Source organism: Stenotrophomonas sp. 63632_Sma, assembly GCF_056482875.1.
Genome location: NZ_CM151220.1, coordinates 3,156,844 through 3,173,056 on the forward strand (window position 1 = coordinate 3,156,844; position 16,213 = coordinate 3,173,056).

The window sequence follows — 16,213 nt, forward strand, 5'->3', positions numbered from 1 at the left end:
AGGGGTCGATATCGATCAATTTGCGGTGCGGTCAGCTTGAATTCAAGCGCCAACCTGACCGACGATTCAGCCAGCATGACCTCCCCCATTCCCTGCGGCCGTTTCGCCCCTTCGCCGACCGGCCTGCTCCACCCCGGATCCCTGCTCGCCGCCTTCGGCAGCTGGCTGCTCGCCCGCCATCACGGCGGCCTGTGGCGGCTGCGCGTCGAAGACGTCGACCCGCCGCGCACCGTGCCCGGTGCGGCGGAATCACAGCTGCAGGCGCTGGCCGCGTTCGGCCTGGTCCACGATGGCCCGGTACTCTGGCAGAGCACGGGCGGCGAGGCCTACCAGGCCGCGCTGGATGAACTGCTCGCCAGCGACCAGGCCTTTGTCTGCCACTGCAGCCGCAGCGACCTTGCCGCCAGCGGCGGCATCCATCACCGCTGCGTCGCCCGGCAACCACGACCGGACCCGGCCGTCCGCTTCCGCGTGCCGCCCGGCAGCCTTGTGCACTTCGACGATGGCCTGCGCGGCCCGCAGCAGCAGGACGTGCATGCCGAGGTCGGCGACTTCGTGCTGCGCCGCGCCGATGGCTGCTGGGCCTACCAGCTGGCGGTGGTGGTCGATGACGCCGCGCAGGGGGTGACCGAAGTGGTGCGCGGTGCCGACCTGCTCGACTCCACCGCGCGGCAGATCCTGCTGCAGCAGGCGCTGGGCCTGGCGGTACCGCGCTACTGGCACCTGCCGCTACTGCTCGATGCGCCGGGCCACAAGCTGTCCAAGTCGCTGGCGTCGCTGCCGGTGGACAGCGCACGCCCGCTGCCGGTGCTGCGCCAGCTCTGGCAGCTGCTCGGCCAAGCCCCTGAGGCGCTGGCGCAGGCACACGATCTGGACGCGCTGCTGGCCGCCGCTCGACAGGCCTTCGACCCGGCGCGGTTGCCGCGTAGCGACATCCTGTTGCCGGCCGGCGCACTTTCCGCGCCGATGTTGCAGAATCACCCTTCCCCCACCTGATACCCGGACAGCATTCCATGACATCTCGCGTCGCACTGGTCACCGGCGGAACCGGCGGCATCGGTACCGCCATCTGCCAACGCCTGGCCGACCAGGGCCACCGGGTCGCCACCAATTACCGCGACGAAGCCAAGGCCCGGGCCTGGCTGCAGGCGATGACCGAACGCGGCTACAACGTGTCGATCTTCCCGGGTGATGTCTCCGATCCGGACAGCGCCGAGGCAATGGTGCGCGCGGTCGAGGCCGAGCTCGGCCCGGTCGAGATCCTGGTCAACAACGCCGGCATCACCCGCGACACCACCTTCCACCGAATGCGCGCGGACCAGTGGCACGATGTGATCAACACCAATCTCAATTCGGTGTTCAACGTCACCCGTCCGGTCATCGAGGGCATGCGCCGCCGCGGCTGGGGCCGGGTCATCCAGATCAGCTCGATCAACGGCCTGAAGGGCCAGTACGGTCAGGCCAACTACGCGGCGGCCAAGGCCGGCATGCACGGCTTCACCATCTCGCTGGCCCGCGAGAACGCCGGTTTTGGCATCACCGTCAACACGATTTCGCCCGGCTACGTCGCTACCGACATGGTGATGGCGGTGCCGGAGGAGGTGCGTGCCAAGATCATCGCCGACATCCCCACCGGACGCCTGGGCAAGCCGGAGGAAATCGCCTACGGCGTCTCGTTCCTGGTCGCCGATGAAGCCTCGTGGATCACCGGTAGCAACCTGGACATCAACGGCGGCCACCATATGGGTTGGTAAGCCGCGCAGCGGGCCCTCGCTGCGAACGCCGCCGGCCCCTGCCGATGGTCATGCTGCGCAGCACGCAAACCCTTGTTGCGCAACATGATCGCCGCCGAAAGCCAAGCCTGGCGGGGGCTGAGGCGGTTGCAACGGCTGCTGCACTGCGCCATGCTGCGCGTCTACTGTGACGAGTACCGCTTCATGGCTGCGACCCGCATCATCAAGAAGTATCCGAACCGCCGTCTCTACGACACCGAGATCTCCAGCTACATCACCATCGAGGACGTGCGCCAGCTGATCCTGGACGGTGAAGACTTCGAAGTCCGCGACGCCAAGAGCGGCGACGACCTCACGCGATCGGTCCTGCTGCAGATCATCGCCGACCAGGAACAGGACGGCGAACCGATGCTGTCCACCCAGCTGCTGAGCCAGCTGATCCGCTTCTACGGCGACTCCCTGCAGGGCTTCATGGGCAACTACCTGGAGCGCAGCATGCAGGTCTTCCTCGACCAGCAGCAGCAGTTCCGCCAGCAGATGGGCAACCTGCTGGGGCAGACCCCGTGGGCGATGATGAACCAGCTGACCGAGCGCAACCTGGAGCTGTGGCAGGAATTCCAGCGCAACATGGGCACGGGCTTCGGTGGCCCGCGTCCGGGCGGCACCGGAACGGGAACCGGCGCAGGTACCGGCAACAAGCCGAACGAACCGGGCACCGGCACCGGCGGCAAGACCCGCCGCTGAGCTGCTGCAACGGCTGATACGAAAACGGCGCGCCCCTGGCGCGCCGTTTTGTTTGGCATCGCGCCAACGATACGTCAGCGTTTCGCCTTGCACCCCGTGCATACGCGCTCGACCTTGTAACCCTTCGCCTTCAGCTTCTCGACCACGCCGTCGTTGCCCAGCAGGTGCAGCGTGCCCACCACCACCAGCGTACCGCCCTGCCCTGCCTGCAGGTACGGCAGCAGCTTCGGCACCCAGGCGTCATTGCGGCCGGTATTGATGCGCTGATACAGCTGCGGATACTGCTGGCGCATTTCCGCCGCCATCCGGGTCCACAGCACGCGCTCGTCACCGCGGCGCCAGGCGTCGTGCAGCTGGCGTGCCTGCTCGTCGGCCTTGCCGGCCTGGTCCAGCGCTTCGGCCAGCATCTGCCGCTGTTCCTGCAGCGTCATTCCGTCGAGCATGCCGATCTGGGTGTCGATGTCTTCCAGTCCCGCAGTCTTGCGCCCGGTCTTCTGCGCACGCTCCATGAAGTGACGGTCCAGGCCCAGTGCCGGGTCCAGGCCCAGCTTCTGCATCTGCCCGACCGAAATGCTCAGGCCGACAAACCACGGCTTCATCCCCTGCATCTGCGCCAGCGGCAGCTTGTTTTCGGTGGCGAACACCTGCAGCTTCTGCCAGGTCGCAGCATCCAGATCGCGCTTGAGCTCGCTGCCATCGGTGCGCACCGCCGCCTGCACCATGCGGCTGGCCAGCTGTGGTGACTGCATGTCTTCCGGCGACAGTTCGAACACGACCCGCTGCGAGGCCTCGAACGCCTGTTCAACATCGGGCGACAACGGGTAATCCTGCGGCTTCAGCAGGTGGAAGGAACCGAGCAGGTAGAGGCGCGAGTCACCCGGGCCGGTCACTTTCCACAGCAACGGCACCGGCGGCTTGGCCGCCGCTGCGCCAGCGGTATCGGCTTGCACGGTACGCGCTGCAACCAGCGGTGCCAGCGCACAGGCCGCCAACAGAACGGTGGCACGCAACAGGGATCTGATCGGCATATCAGCCTTCTCCTTCAGGCAGGTGGTACGCCTTCTCGCCCGCTTCCACACGCAGGTCCAACCGGTTTTCGGGTGGCGCCAACGGGCAGGTCGCGTAGGCGGTGAACGCACACGGTGGGTTGTAGGCATGGTTGAAATCGATGCGCACGGTGCCATCGGCAGCGGGGGCATCGGTATCCAGATAGCGACCGGCCGGATAGCTGCCACGGCCACTGGTGCGATCGGCAAAGATCAGGAACAGCGGCTGCCCCGGCGCACCGATCGCCTCCAGCCGCCAGCTGCGGCCATCGCGCTGGAACTCGACCGCGCCTGCATTGGGCATTTCGGTGGTCAGGCCGGTGATGTCGACGATGGGCAGGGTCTTGCCCGGCGGGTGCGCGATGAAGCGCGCCTGCACCTGCCAGTCCGGGCCGCCCGGCCAGTACTCCAGCCCACCGAAATCGCGACGTGCCGGCGCATCGGCGTGCTTGACCCGCAGCGCATCGCGCGGACCGCGGCGGATGATGCTGAGCTGGCCTTTGCCGCCATCGAAAGCCAGCAGCGTCGGCTGCGCATCCTTGTCGGTGTCGATGCGGATGCGGCCGCGCACCGGCTGGCCATCATGGCTGACATCCACGCCGGCTTCGGGCGTGAACCACCATTGGCTGCCTTCACGGCGCAGCAGGCCCAGCTTGTCCGGCCCAACCGCCAGGCGGATGCCATTGGTCGCGCCGCTGCCGACGAAGTGGGATTTGTTCTGCAGCCAGTGCAGGCCGACCAGCGCGGTCCAGCCATCGGGCCGGGTCAGGTCCTGATAGCGTGCCACCCGCCACTGCTGCTGCTCGGCGGCATAGGACGGATCCTCCGCGGCCGAGGCTGGTGCCGGCGGCGTCGCCGGGCTGCAGGCGGCCAACACCAAAGCGGCCAGCAGGCCGCCCATTCCCCGATAACGCATCGATGCTCCCCTCAACGTCCGCGCAGGAACCAGCGGTCAATCTCCGCCAGCGAAAAACGGGCCCAGGTCGGTCGGCCGTGGTTGCACTGGCCGGACCGCTCGGTGATTTCCATGTCGCGCAGCAGCGCGTTCATTTCCGGCACGGTCAGGCGCCGGTTGGCGCGCACCGCGCCATGGCAGGCCATGGTCGACAGCAGTTCGTCGCGTGCACTGGCCACGCGCCGGCTCTGGCCGTGTTCGCGCAGGTCGGTCAGCACGTCGCGCAGCAGGCCTTCCGGTTCGGCATGCGCCAGCAGCGCCGGAATGCTGCGCACGTGCAGCGCACCGGGACCGGCACGGGTCACTTCGAAGCCGAGTGCGGCCAAGGTTTCACTTTCATTCTCGGCGGTGTCGGCTTCGCGCTCGCCCACCGCCAGCGTGATCGGCACCAGCAACGGCTGCGACTGCAGGCCGATGCCATCGTGCGCGTTCTTCAGCCGCTCGTAACCGATGCGTTCGTGTGCCGCATGCATGTCGACCACGATCAGGCCTTCGGCGTTCTCGGCCAGGATGTAGATGCCATGCAGCTGCGCGATCGCGTAGCCCAGCGGTGGCACGCCAGCGTCGGCACTGGTGACCGGCAGCCCGTTCTCGGTCGGCATCGGCGGCAGCGCAGCACCGCGTTCGGCGCCGGCCGGTGCGGCATACAACGCGGCATAAGCCGCCGGTGCATCGGCCACCTGCAATCCCAGCGGTTGCTGCGGGCGCCAACCCGAGAATCCACCACCGCCACCACTCGAACCGGCCCCAGGTGCGGCACCGCGTACCAGACCGAAACCGGAGGCACCCGCACTGGAGAGCATCGGTGCCGCGCCTGCATCCACCGGATGCGCGGAGCCGGCGCCGATGTCCTGCACCGACATGCCGGCGCGGGTATCGGCCAGCGCATCCTTCAGCGTGCGGTAGACAAAATCATGCACCAGCCGCGAGTCGCGGAAGCGCACCTCGTGCTTGGCCGGGTGCACGTTGACGTCGACGCGGGTCGGGTCAAGCTCCAGGAACAGCACGTAGGCCGGTTGGCGGCCGTGATACAGCACATCGCCATAGGCCATCTTCACCGCATGGGCGACGCCGCGGTCGCGCACCGAGCGGCCGTTGACGTACAGGTACTGCTGGTCGGCGCTGGCGCGCGAATAATGCGGCTGCGCAATCCAGCCGTGCAGGCGCAGGCCGGCACCGCTGTGGTCGACGCGAACGGCCTGGTTGGCGAAATCCTCGCCCAGCGTTTCGGCCAATCGCGCATCGGAATACAGATCGCCCGGCTTGTAGCGGCGCGAGGCCTTGCCGTTGTGCGAGACGCGCAGTTCGACATCCGGCCGCGCCAGCGCCAGCGAACGCAGCCATTCTTCGATATGGCCCAGCTCGGTGCGCTCGGCGCGCAGGAATTTGCGCCGCGCCGGTACGTTGTAGAACAGCTCGCGCACTTCCACCGTGGTGCCCGGCGCATGCGCGCGCGGCGTCACTTCGCCGATCTTGCCGCCTTCGATCTGCAGCGCCGAACCGTGTTCGTCATGTGCGCGACGCGAGGACAGGGTGAAGCGGCTGACCGAGGCGATCGACGGCAGCGCTTCACCCCGGAAACCGAGCGTGGCCACCGATTCAAGATCGTCCAGATCGGCAATCTTGCTGGTGGCGTGGCGCGACACCGCCAGCGGCAACTGTTCCGGTGCGATGCCACTGCCGTTGTCACGGATGCGGATCAGGCGGACACCGCCCTCCTCAAGATCGATATCAACGCGGCTGGCGCCGGCATCGATCGCGTTCTCGACCAGCTCCTTGACCACCGACGCGGGACGTTCGACCACTTCGCCAGCGGCGATCTGGTTGATGAGGATCTCCGGCAACGGCCGGATCGGGCGCGGATGGGTAGCAGACGTCATGCGGGGATGATAACGGAGCGGCCGAGGGTAGAGTCGAGCCATGCTCGACTGACGGGCTACCGGGAAGGCCCGGTCGAGCGCCGCTCGACTCTACAGAAAGCAGTAACCCGCCTTTGGCGGGTTACTTGCTGCCGCCGGCCATGGTGCCGGCGGCGTCGATCTCGGCCTGGGCCCGGGCGGCATACAACGTGCCCGGCGGCGGCTGACGGCTGAAGAACGTGTGCACGCCGTCCAGCACCGCACCGGCGATCTTGCGCTGGTAGGCCGGGTCGATCAGGCGGCGCTCTTCATCCGGATTGGAGATGAACGCGGTTTCCACCAGCATCGCCGGCATGTCCGAAGTACGCAGCACCGCGAAGTTGGCGCGCTCGATGTTCGGCTTGTGGTTGTTGCCGATCCGCTTCAGGCCGCCCAGCACATGGCCGGCGGCGTCCTCGGACGCCTTCATGTAGCCGCTCTGGGCCAGATCCAGCAGCACGTTGGCGAGCGTGCCTTCGGTCTGCTGCAGGCGCACGCCACCGACCAGGTCGGCCGCGTTTTCCTTGTCCGCCAACCAGCGGGCGCGCTGCGAAGAAGCGCCCTTGGTCGACAGCACGTACACCGACGAGCCCGTGGCCGAACGGTTTTCCGCCGCGTCTGCATGGATCGAAATGAAGATGTCGGCCTTGTTCGCACGCGCCTTCTGCGCGCGCATCGGCAGCGGAATGAACACGTCGCTGTCGCGGGTCAGGTAGGCCTTCAGGCCCGGCGTCGCGTTGACCTGACGGGCCAGCTCACGCGCTACGGCCAGGGTCACATCCTTCTCGCGCTTGCCGGTCGGGCCGATCGCACCGGGGTCCTGGCCGCCGTGGCCCGGATCGATGGCCACCACCAGGTGGCGCATGCCAGCCTGCATGCGGATGCGCGAGGCATCGCTGGGCATGGCCGGACGCGGTGGCACCACCGTGGTCGGAACCGGTGCAGGCGCTGTGGCCGGCGGCGTGGTTACCACGGCGGCGGTACGCTGGCCGGCAAGGATGGCAGCCGGCGATGCGGACGGCGTGCTGCTGGCAGCCGTGCCCGCTGCCGCGACCTGGGCCGGTGCAGTGGACGGGGCCGGGGTCGGAGTGGCCGGTGTGGCAGCGGCGGCGCTGGCCTGCTGCTGTACCTGCGCGGTCAACAGCGCGGTGGCGCGCGCGGCGTCGTTGCGCGACTGCGCGCTCTCGGCCGGCGTCGGTGCGGGCGTGTTGACCGGTGCCTGCGGCTGCACCGCCGGCGTCGCTGGCGGGCGGCTGGCGGCCACGGCCGGGCCATCGCCCGGCCATTCGATCACCAGCTTGGATTCATTGCCTTCGCGCTGCATCTGTGGGCGGAACGGCGCCACCGATTCAGCGAGGTCGAAAACGACACGGAAGGTCCCCGGCACCGGCTGTCCGGTACGCACCGCCGTGACCACACCCTGCGCGGCCGGCATTTTCAGGTTGCGTATGGCGCTGGAGTCCGGGAAATCGACCACCAGGCGGTTCGGACCGGCCAACGACAGGGTCTTGTAACCGCCACTGCCGACCAGCGAGATCTCGGCACGGGTGCCGGTGGCGCCGGTATTCAGCAGGACCTGACGGACTTCACCGGCCCACGCACTGACGCTCGCCAGACTCAGTCCGACGGCGGCACAGATGGCAATGAGACGGTTCCCCGGGCGCATGGCTCAGGATTCAATCACCGCGCTGAACGGAATGCAACACCTTTTTCCTTAATAATCCGTAACCTGCCGGTGTTTGTTCTCGTCAGCCGACAGAAATGGCCTGCAAGTCGCCCCCTTGGGGGAGCCGTTCCAGCCATTCATGTCCGACGTCGCTGGCTCCAGTGAGACGGACGCGACGCCCCTGCCCCTCGATCTCCAGCGCCACCACCAGGTCGGTCGGCGGCAGCGCGCCAGCGCCGCGTTCCGGCCATTCCACCAGCCACAACACCGCGCTGCCCTCGTCCAGCCCGAGAAAATCGAGCTCGCCGGCCTGGCCGATCCGGTACAGATCCAGATGCCAGGCCTCGCCACCGCTGGCCAGCGGATAGCGCTCGACCAGGGTGTAGGTCGGGCTGCGGATCGCCCCCTGCACGCCCAGTGCGCGCAGCAGTGCGCGGGCGGTGGTGGATTTGCCGGCGCCCAGGTCGCCGCGCAGTTCGACCAGCGCCTGCGGCGGTCGGGTGGCGGCCAGCCACTGCCCGAGCAGTTCAGTGGCAGCGCTGTCGGCAAGGAAGAAATCGATCATCGGGAAAGTTCCGGGTTGGCCAGTCGCCGCAGCGGCGACAGCAGATCAGTTGGAAGCAGGCCGCGCGCGCCGTCGGCGGCAGCGACGTCGCCGGCAAGCGCATGCAACAGCGCACCAGCGGCAGCGGCATCGAAGGCGGCCAGGCCTTGCCCACGCAGGCTGGCGATGATGCCTGTCAGCAGGTCTCCCATGCCACCCACGGCCATGCCGGGATTGCCAGCCGCGATCAGTCGTGGCCGTTGCCCCGGCGCTGCGACGATGCTGCCGGCGCCCTTCAGCACCACCACGGCGTGGAAGCGCTCGGCCAGTGCCTGTGCGCAGGTGAAGCGATCGGCCTGGATGTCAGACGTGCTGCAACCCAGCAGGCGCGCGGCCTCGCCCGGGTGTGGCGTAAGGATGGCGTCCGGCAGCGCGCGCGGATCCTGCGCCAGCAGGTTCAGTGCATCGGCATCGACCACCAGTGGCCTGGGGCTGGCCAGCACCCGCGCAAACAGTGCGCGCGCCCATTCGTCCTGGCCCAGACCGGGGCCGATCGCCACCACCCTGGCCTTGTCCAGCAGTGCCGGCAGCGCGTCACCATCTTCCAGTGCATGGGTCATGGCTTCGGGCAGCCGCGCCAGCAACGGGCCAACGTGGTCGCGGCGGGTGCCCAGGCTCAGCAATCCAGCACCCGCGCGCAACGCCGCTTCAGCCGCCATGGCGATGGCGCCGCCGCTGCCATGGTTGCCGCCGACGCACAGCACGAGCCCGGATTCGCCCTTGTGGGTATTGGTGCGGCGCGGCGGCAGCAGGGCTGGCAGGCGCACCTGCGTCCAGAGCTGCGCAGCGGGTGACACGCCCTGCCATGCGGCCGCGGGTAGCTGCAGCGGCGCCAGCGCCTTCCGCCCGCAATGGTCCAGCGCATCGCCGGTGTACAGCCCGCGATGCGGCACGATGAACTGCACGGTCAGCGCCGCCCTCACCGCCTCGCCCGGTACGGCGCCGCGGTCGGCATCCACGCCACTGGGGACGTCCAGCGCCAGAACCGGTGCCGCCTGCGCGTTGAGCGCGGCAATCAGCGTCCGCGCCACGCCCTCCGGCACGCGATCGAAGCCCAGCCCGAACAGTGCATCGACCCAGATATCGGCCTCGGGAAGCGCGCCGTCGAAATCGGTGATGGTGCCGCCGTCGGATGTGAATTCCGATGCTGCACGCTGTGCCAGCGCGGTTGACGGTGGCTTCCCCGGCAAGGCGATCACCGTCACCTCACGTCCGGCCTGCAACGCATGGCGGGCCAGCACATGGCCGTCGCCGCCGTTGTTGCCCGCACCAACCACCACGCCGATCCGCTGCGCCTGCGGCCAATGCTGCAGCAGGCACTGCCAGGCGGCCTGGCCGGCCTGTGCCATCAGGCCCCAACCGCCCTCGGCGGCCAGCGCCGAGGCCTGCGCATCAAGCGCACGCGCGGCAGCGGAATCGAACAGATCGGCAAGGTTGGCCATGCGGGGATTTTATACTGGTGCACATGTCCACCGTCCCCGCCCCTGTCGATCCGGCCCAGGCCGTGCAGCGCATCCGCGAACTCGCCCGTGCGCATGGCTTCCAGCGCTGTGGCATCGCCGGCATCGAGCTGGGCGAGGATGAAGCGCACCTGGCCGACTGGCTGGGCCAGGGCCTGTACGGCACGATGGACTGGATGGCGCGCCACGGCACCCTGCGCGCGCGCCCGGCCGAACTGCTGCCCGGCACCGTGCGGGTGATCTCGGTGGGCATGGACTACAGCCACAAGGACGACACCGAAGCTTGGGCAACCCTGGCCGACCCGGGCCGCGCCTACGTGGCCCGTTACGCTTTGGGTCGCGACTACCACAAGCTGATGCGCAACCGCCTGCAGAAGCTGGCCACGCAGATCAACGATGAAGTGGCACCGCTGGGCTACCGCGTATTCGTCGATTCCGCCCCCGTGCTGGAACGCGCACTGGCGCGCAATGCCGGCCTGGGCTGGATCGGCAAGCACACCTGCCTGATCGACCGCCATGGCGGCTCCTGGTTCTTCATCGGCGAGATCTACATCGATATCCCGCTGCCGATCAATGCAGCGGCCACAGCACACTGCGGTACCTGCACGCGCTGCATCGATGTCTGCCCGACCCAGGCCATCACCGGCCCGCAGCGGCTGGACGCGCGGCGCTGTATCTCCTACCTGACCATCGAGCACGACGGCGCCATTCCCGAAGAGATGCGGCCGTTGATCGGCAACCGCATCTACGGCTGTGATGACTGCCAGCTGGTCTGCCCCTGGAACAAGTTCGCCAAGCGTACCGACGAAGCCGATTTCCGCGCGCGCAACAACCTCGATACCGCGCGGTTGGACCAGCTGTTCGCCTGGGATGAAGCCGAGTTCCTGCGCCGTACCGAAGGCAGCCCGATCCGGCGCAGTGGCCATGAACGCTGGCTGCGCAACATCGCCGTGGCACTGGGCAACGCACCGTCCTCTGCCGAAGCGCTCGCCGCATTGCATACCCGCATCGATGATCCCTCGCCGCTGGTGCGTGAACACGTGCAGTGGGCGCTGGGCCAGCACACGGTGCGCTGACGTGCGATCCTGAGCCCCCCGTTCCGCCCGCAGCACGCCGTTCCCATGCAGCCACGCAACAACGACATCCTCACCCCCAGCCAGCTCAACACCCTGGCCCGCGACCTGCTGGAAGGCAGCTTCCCGGCGATCTGGGTCGAGGCCGAACTGGGCAGCGTGGCGCGCCCTGCCTCCGGGCACCTGTATTTCACCCTGAAGGACGCACGTGCGCAGCTGCGCGCAGCAATGTTCCGGATGAAGGCGCAGTACCTGAAGTTCGTGCCGCGCGAAGGCATGCGCGTGCTGGTGCGCGGCAAGGTGACCCTGTACGACGCCCGTGGCGAGTACCAGATGGTGCTGGACCACATGGAAGAAGCCGGCGAAGGCGCGCTGCGCCGCGCCTTCGAGGAGCTGAAGGCACGCCTGGAGGCTGAGGGCCTGTTCGACCCGGCACGCAAGCGGCCGCTGCCGGCGCACGTGCAGCGCCTGGCAGTGATCACCTCGCCCACCGGTGCCGCCGTGCGCGACGTGCTGAGCGTGCTCGGCCGCCGCTTCCCGCTGCTGGAAGTGGACCTGCTGCCGACCCTGGTCCAGGGCAGCAGTGCCGCCGCGCAGATCACCCGCCTGCTGCAGGCCGCCGACGCCAGTGGCCGCTACGACGTGATCCTGCTGACCCGCGGCGGCGGCTCGCTGGAAGACCTGTGGGCCTTCAACGATGAAGCGCTGGCCCGAGCGATCGCCGCCTGCAACACGCCGGTGGTGTCGGCGGTGGGCCACGAGACCGACTTCAGCCTTAGCGATTTTGCCGCCGACCTGCGCGCACCGACGCCGTCGGTGGCGGCCGAGCTGCTGGTACCCGACCAGCGCGAACTGGCCCTGCGCCTGCGCCGCACGGCGGCGCGCATGGTGCAGCTGCAACGGCATGCGATGCAGCAGGCGATGCAGCGCGCCGATCGTGCCCTGCTGCGCCTGAACGCACAGAGCCCGCAGGCGCGGCTGGACCTGCTGCGCCGCCGCCAACTGGATCTGGGTCGGCGCCTGCATGCCGCCTTCAACCAGCAACAGGAACGCCGTGCCGCGCGCCTGCGCCATGCGGCGGCGGTGCTGCGCGGGCACCATCCGCAACGCCAGCTCGACGCGATGCAGCGCCGCCTGGCAGCCCTGCGCGGGCGCCCGCAGATTGCGATGCAGCGTCTGCTGGAACGCGATGCACTGCGCCTGCGCGGGCTGGCGCGTTCGCTGGAAGCCGTCAGCCCGCTGGCGACCGTGGCGCGTGGCTACAGCATCCTGACCCGCAGTGACGATGGTGCCCTGGTGCGGCACGTCGACCAGGTGCAGCCGGGTGACGCCCTGCAGGCCCGTGTTGGCGACGGCGTGATCGAGGTGCAGGTCAAGTAAAGGGGTGTTCGGCAGGGCTGCGCCCTGCACCTGCAGAGGCTTCAAGCCAAGGCAACGTCAACGTCAACGTCAACGTCAAAAGCGAGTATTCCGTGGGATGGCGGGGCGGTGTCGGAGTGCGGGGACGCTGCAAGTACGTCCCTGTAAGCTTGGCAGCCGCATCCATGCGGCTGACACCCCGCACTCCGACACCGCCCCGCCTCTGACAGATTCCGGAGGCTGTTGGTAGTTGTCGACCTTGGTCGACACGGTAGATCCACGCATGCGTGGATGAATCTCCATCGGAATCAAATATTTCGATATCGGAACGATTTGAGCCGAGCATGGCTCGGCTCTACAGAAGAGCGAACAGATTGCGAGAATCTGTCGAAGGCGGGGTGGGTCCGGTTGCGGGGGGCGTGAGCCGCATGGGCCCGAGGCATGCCTCGGGCGGGTTGGGCACGACGCCCAACCCCGGTCTTGCCGTGTGCGCAGGACTGCGCACACGAGCAAGCGGCGACCGAGCTTACATGGGTGAGGGCGCTTTGCTTGCGAAGCACGGCTTCGCAAGCGCCCGAACGCACAGCCGCCAGCGGCTGGGCCGGGCCCCGGAGGGGGACTTGCAGCGGCCCCCGCAACCGGACCCACCCCGCCATCCCACGGAATGCACGCTGTTGCTGTTGCTTCGGCAGGTGCAGGGCGCAGCCCTGCCGAACAACCCTCTACTTTGCCTGCTCGCAGAACTTCTGCCGGTACTCGAGCGCCTTCGGCATCAACGCCTGCAGGTTCTGGATGCGGGTACCCGGGTTGGGATGGGTCGAGGAGAATTCCGGTGGTGACTGGCCACCGCTGGCCTGGCCCATGCGCTGCCACAGCGGCACCGCCTCGCGTGGATCGAAGCACGCCGCTGCGGCCAGCATCAGCCCCACTTCATCGGCCTGCGTCTCGTGGCTGCGCGCATACGGCAGCAGATACCCATAACCCATCGCCGACATCATCATCTGTTGCTGCTGCGCATCCATGCCGCTGGCGGCGCCGGCCACCTGCCCGATCTGGGTCAGCTTCTGCTGGGCCATCCGCTGTGCACCGTGGCGCAGCAGCGCATGGGCAATCTCATGGCCCATCACCACCGCCATCGCATCACGGGTGCGCGCCACCGGCACCAGCCCGGTGTAGACCGCCATCTTGCCGCCCGGCAGGCAGAACGCGTTGGCCTGCTCGGATGGGATCACATTCACTTCCCACTGGAAATCCCGCGCGAAATGCGCCGGCTGCACGCCGTGCTCCTGGGCCAGCGCGGTCTCCACCACATCGACCTTGGCAATCAACCGCTGGGCGATGTCGCGCACATCGCGCGCGATCGGCGCATTGGGATCCATCGGCCGTTCCTGCGACAGGATCTGCTGGTAGGCCTGCAGCCCCAAAGCGGTCTCCTGCCGCGCATCCAGGCTGCTGTCGATCATCACCTTCTCGCCGGTATACGGATCCACCGTGCGGTTGGAAAACCAGTAGAAGACCGCATAGCCAGCGGCCAGCAACAGCACCCACCAGCGGATGTTGCCGAACAGGCCGCGCCGTTGTGGGCCTTGCGGCGAGCGGGAGAAGGGATCATTGCGCATCGGGTCGGCTTCCAGCGGGCCCCGCCGGCCGGCGGGCACGGCGCAATCTTAGTGCGCCGATGCCAGCAACGGGTGAAGCCGGCCGCCGATCAGATGCCGCGTACCAGGCGGAAGCCGATGCGCGCGTTGGTGGTATCCGAGTCCTGGGATTGCCGCCAGGCGGCACGGGTCTGCTCCGGCGCATTGGCCCAGTTGCCGCCCCGGATCACCCGTGCGCGACAGCCCGGGTTGAACCAGGCGGCGCCATCGGAGGGCGCGCGCCGGTAGCTGGCATGCCAGCAATCGGCCACCCATTCGCTGAGATTGCCGCCCATGTCGTGCAGGCCGAAGGCATTGGCCTGGAAACTCCCTACCGGTGCCGGCCCCCACCAGCCATCGCCATAGCCGATGAAGGCGTTGTGCCAATGCCGCCCGGACGGCGACACGTCCTTGCTGCCGGTGAAATTGCCGCTGCCCGGCGGCGGCGTGCCGGCATCGCCCCAGGGGTAGCGACCACTGCTGCCACCGCGCAGCGCGTACTCGAACTCTGCTTCACTGGGCAACCGGTAGCTGCGCCCGGTCTGCTCGGACAACCATGCCGCATAGTTTTCGGCATCGCGGATGCTGACGTGCATCACCGGCGAATTGGCCATCGCGCGGCCACCGTCGTAATCCGAGCGCCAGTCCACGCCGCTGCGGCGGATGAAGTTGCCGCTGCGTTCGTCATAGACCACCGAATGGCCGCGCCGCGTCGCCCGTGGGCGCGCATTGGTCGCCTTCACGTAGCGCTGGAAATCGCTGACCGTGACCTCGGTGATCGCCATCGCAAAGCCTCGATCAAAGCGCACATAGTGCGATGGTCGCTCGGCATCGCTCGAGCCCGGCTCGGCATCGCCGGCGCCCATCTGGAAACCGCCATGCGGCACCACCACCATCTGCGGCCCGCGTCCGCCATCGCGCATGGCGTCGCTGAACACCTGGCCCGGGCGGAAGCTGCCGTAGTGGGTGGCCAGGTCGATACGCTCACGCAGCTGGGCCACCACCGCGTCTCCCGGCAGGGCGATGCGCAGGGCCTCGGCCAGTTTCTCGCGCGCCGGCTTCAGGCCCTGCGGCGTGGACAGGTCGCGCAGGCCGTCATCGCGCAGCTGCAGCAATGCCGCCGCACGGATCTGCTCGATGCGCTCGAACGCGTCGGCGATGGTGGGCGACGAGTCGCGCACCTTGCTCGCTTCGGCCAGCCAGGTGCCGGCGCTGGCGAAATCACGCGTGCGTGCCGCGTCTTCGGCGCGGCGGATCAGTCCACTTTCGGCCGCGGCCAGTCCCTGCCGTGCGCGGCTGTTGTCCTCATCCAGTGCCAGTGCCTCACGGAAGTTGCCGATGGCCCCGTCCCCGTCCTCGCCGATCCGGTCCGAGCGCAGGTCCTCTTCGCCGGCGCGGTTGTAAGCCACCACACGCTGGGCAAGCTCCACCCGTCCCTGCAGCGCACGCACCTTCTCGTCCTTCGGCGCCAGCGTCAGCAGCACCAGCGCCTGGCGGCTGGCCTCGGCCAGCGCCTCGCGCTGCTTCAGCGGCTGCACCAGCAACGCATCCGCCTGCTGCTGCAGGCGCTGGCGGGCGCGCTGCAGGCCTTGGCGGGCCTGGCGGTCATCCGGATCCTCTTCCTGTACCGCCAGCCACAGCGGGATGGCGGCATCGGCATCCTCATAGAGCCGTCCTTCGGCGAACGCCTGCTCGGCGGCGCGGCGCAACTGGGCCAGGCTGCGGCCCTGGCGGTCCACCCGCGGCGGCGTCCACTGCTGTACATCCTCGGCGGCATCCTCACCGGCGATGGTCACGCTGCCCTGCCCGGCCTGCGGGCGCTCGTCGCTGTCTGCGTCCGCGGACGGGCGCGCCTGTTCCCCGGCACTCCGGTCCGTTGCCGTGGGGGGCGACGGCGTGCAGCCGGCCAGGGCCAAGGCCAGGGCGGTGCACAGCACGGGTGACAACGAAAAACGCAAGCAGAGCCTCCTTCGGCACGGACGCGCACCGACGTTAGGCTATTCTCCCCTGCCTGAGCAAACCCGAGTAGTAGGCCCTG

At 68.4% G+C, this 16,213-nt stretch carries 13 protein-coding genes; 5 read left to right on the forward strand and 8 right to left on the reverse strand.

Annotated features, from left to right (window positions below; all coding sequences use genetic code 11):
• Window positions 1–75: 75 nt before the first annotated feature.
• The 3 genes from gluQRS to phaR all read left to right on the forward strand — a co-directional run bounded on the left by gluQRS (window position 76) and on the right by phaR (window position 2,477).
• Entirely contained in the window at window positions 76–996 is a 921-nt protein-coding gene (gluQRS, locus tag ACZK45_RS14700; RefSeq protein ID WP_478444868.1) for a tRNA glutamyl-Q(34) synthetase GluQRS, read from the forward strand.
• Window positions 997–1,013: 17 nt separating this feature from the next.
• Window positions 1,014–1,754 (forward strand): beta-ketoacyl-ACP reductase, encoded by a 741-nt coding sequence (gene phbB, locus ACZK45_RS14705; protein WP_180836674.1) that lies wholly within the window; start codon window positions 1,014–1,016, stop codon window positions 1,752–1,754.
• Between the two features lie 183 nt (window positions 1,755–1,937).
• A complete protein-coding gene (gene phaR, locus ACZK45_RS14710; protein WP_032130258.1) occupies window positions 1,938–2,477 on the forward strand; it encodes a polyhydroxyalkanoate synthesis repressor PhaR in 540 nt (179 codons plus the stop codon).
• A gap of 74 nt (window positions 2,478–2,551) precedes the next feature.
• Here the strand turns inward: phaR and ACZK45_RS14715 are convergent, their stop codons facing one another.
• From ACZK45_RS14715 to ACZK45_RS14740, 6 genes are all read right to left on the reverse strand, one after another.
• Window positions 2,552–3,505, reverse strand: coding sequence for a TraB/GumN family protein (locus ACZK45_RS14715; protein WP_032130255.1), 954 nt, complete (start codon window positions 3,503–3,505; stop codon window positions 2,552–2,554).
• 1 nt (window position 3,506) lies between these two features.
• A complete protein-coding gene (locus ACZK45_RS14720; RefSeq protein ID WP_049401240.1) occupies window positions 3,507–4,439 on the reverse strand; it encodes a DUF1684 domain-containing protein in 933 nt (310 codons plus the stop codon).
• An 11-nt stretch (window positions 4,440–4,450) separates the two neighbouring features.
• Window positions 4,451–6,358, reverse strand: coding sequence for a DNA mismatch repair endonuclease MutL (mutL, locus tag ACZK45_RS14725; RefSeq protein ID WP_478444869.1), 1,908 nt, complete (start codon window positions 6,356–6,358; stop codon window positions 4,451–4,453).
• A gap of 121 nt (window positions 6,359–6,479) precedes the next feature.
• Window positions 6,480–8,042 (reverse strand): N-acetylmuramoyl-L-alanine amidase, encoded by a 1,563-nt coding sequence (locus ACZK45_RS14730; RefSeq protein ID WP_032130507.1) that lies wholly within the window; start codon window positions 8,040–8,042, stop codon window positions 6,480–6,482.
• 82 nt (window positions 8,043–8,124) lie between these two features.
• Window positions 8,125–8,607 carry a tRNA (adenosine(37)-N6)-threonylcarbamoyltransferase complex ATPase subunit type 1 TsaE gene (gene tsaE / locus ACZK45_RS14735; protein ID WP_049401237.1) on the reverse strand — a complete coding sequence of 161 codons (483 nt, stop codon included), beginning with the start codon at window positions 8,605–8,607 and terminating at the stop codon, window positions 8,125–8,127.
• Complete coding sequence (locus tag ACZK45_RS14740; protein WP_478444870.1) at window positions 8,604–10,088, reverse strand: NAD(P)H-hydrate dehydratase; 1,485 nt, start codon at window positions 10,086–10,088, stop codon at window positions 8,604–8,606. Before ACZK45_RS14740 ends, tsaE begins: the two co-directional genes overlap by 4 nt.
• Before the next feature lie 23 nt (window positions 10,089–10,111).
• Here ACZK45_RS14740 and queG point away from each other — a divergent pair, with 23 nt between their 5' ends.
• Together queG and xseA are read left to right on the forward strand one after the other, a co-directional pair.
• Entirely contained in the window at window positions 10,112–11,182 is a 1,071-nt protein-coding gene (queG, locus tag ACZK45_RS14745; RefSeq protein WP_253143613.1) for a tRNA epoxyqueuosine(34) reductase QueG, read from the forward strand.
• A 45-nt stretch (window positions 11,183–11,227) separates the two neighbouring features.
• Window positions 11,228–12,559 carry an exodeoxyribonuclease VII large subunit gene (gene xseA, locus ACZK45_RS14750; protein WP_478444871.1) on the forward strand — a complete coding sequence of 444 codons (1,332 nt, stop codon included), beginning with the start codon at window positions 11,228–11,230 and terminating at the stop codon, window positions 12,557–12,559.
• A 701-nt stretch (window positions 12,560–13,260) separates the two neighbouring features.
• Here the strand turns inward: xseA and ACZK45_RS14755 are convergent.
• A complete protein-coding gene (locus ACZK45_RS14755; protein ID WP_049401698.1) occupies window positions 13,261–14,157 on the reverse strand; it encodes a M48 family metallopeptidase in 897 nt (298 codons plus the stop codon).
• A gap of 89 nt (window positions 14,158–14,246) precedes the next feature.
• Window positions 14,247–16,133 carry an SUMF1/EgtB/PvdO family nonheme iron enzyme gene (locus tag ACZK45_RS14760; RefSeq protein WP_478444872.1) on the reverse strand — a complete coding sequence of 629 codons (1,887 nt, stop codon included), beginning with the start codon at window positions 16,131–16,133 and terminating at the stop codon, window positions 14,247–14,249.
• Between the last annotated feature and the right edge of the window lie 80 nt (window positions 16,134–16,213).

What these genes read in the sequence shown, in the direction of transcription:
- gluQRS (WP_478444868.1), top strand. Translation starts at nt 76, where the DNA reads ATGACCTCCCCCATTCCCTGCGGCCGTTTCGCCCCTTCGCCGACCGGC.
- phbB (WP_180836674.1), top strand. Translation starts at nt 1,014, where the DNA reads ATGACATCTCGCGTCGCACTGGTCACCGGCGGAACCGGCGGCATCGGT.
- phaR (WP_032130258.1), top strand. Translation starts at nt 1,938, where the DNA reads ATGGCTGCGACCCGCATCATCAAGAAGTATCCGAACCGCCGTCTCTAC.
- ACZK45_RS14715 (WP_032130255.1), bottom strand. Translation starts at nt 3,505, where the DNA reads ATGCCGATCAGATCCCTGTTGCGTGCCACCGTTCTGTTGGCGGCCTGT.
- ACZK45_RS14720 (WP_049401240.1), bottom strand. Translation starts at nt 4,439, where the DNA reads ATGCGTTATCGGGGAATGGGCGGCCTGCTGGCCGCTTTGGTGTTGGCC.
- mutL (WP_478444869.1), bottom strand. Translation starts at nt 6,358, where the DNA reads ATGACGTCTGCTACCCATCCGCGCCCGATCCGGCCGTTGCCGGAGATC.
- ACZK45_RS14730 (WP_032130507.1), bottom strand. Translation starts at nt 8,042, where the DNA reads ATGCGCCCGGGGAACCGTCTCATTGCCATCTGTGCCGCCGTCGGACTG.
- tsaE (WP_049401237.1), bottom strand. Translation starts at nt 8,607, where the DNA reads ATGATCGATTTCTTCCTTGCCGACAGCGCTGCCACTGAACTGCTCGGG.
- ACZK45_RS14740 (WP_478444870.1), bottom strand. Translation starts at nt 10,088, where the DNA reads ATGGCCAACCTTGCCGATCTGTTCGATTCCGCTGCCGCGCGTGCGCTT.
- queG (WP_253143613.1), top strand. Translation starts at nt 10,112, where the DNA reads ATGTCCACCGTCCCCGCCCCTGTCGATCCGGCCCAGGCCGTGCAGCGC.
- xseA (WP_478444871.1), top strand. Translation starts at nt 11,228, where the DNA reads ATGCAGCCACGCAACAACGACATCCTCACCCCCAGCCAGCTCAACACC.
- ACZK45_RS14755 (WP_049401698.1), bottom strand. Translation starts at nt 14,157, where the DNA reads ATGCGCAATGATCCCTTCTCCCGCTCGCCGCAAGGCCCACAACGGCGC.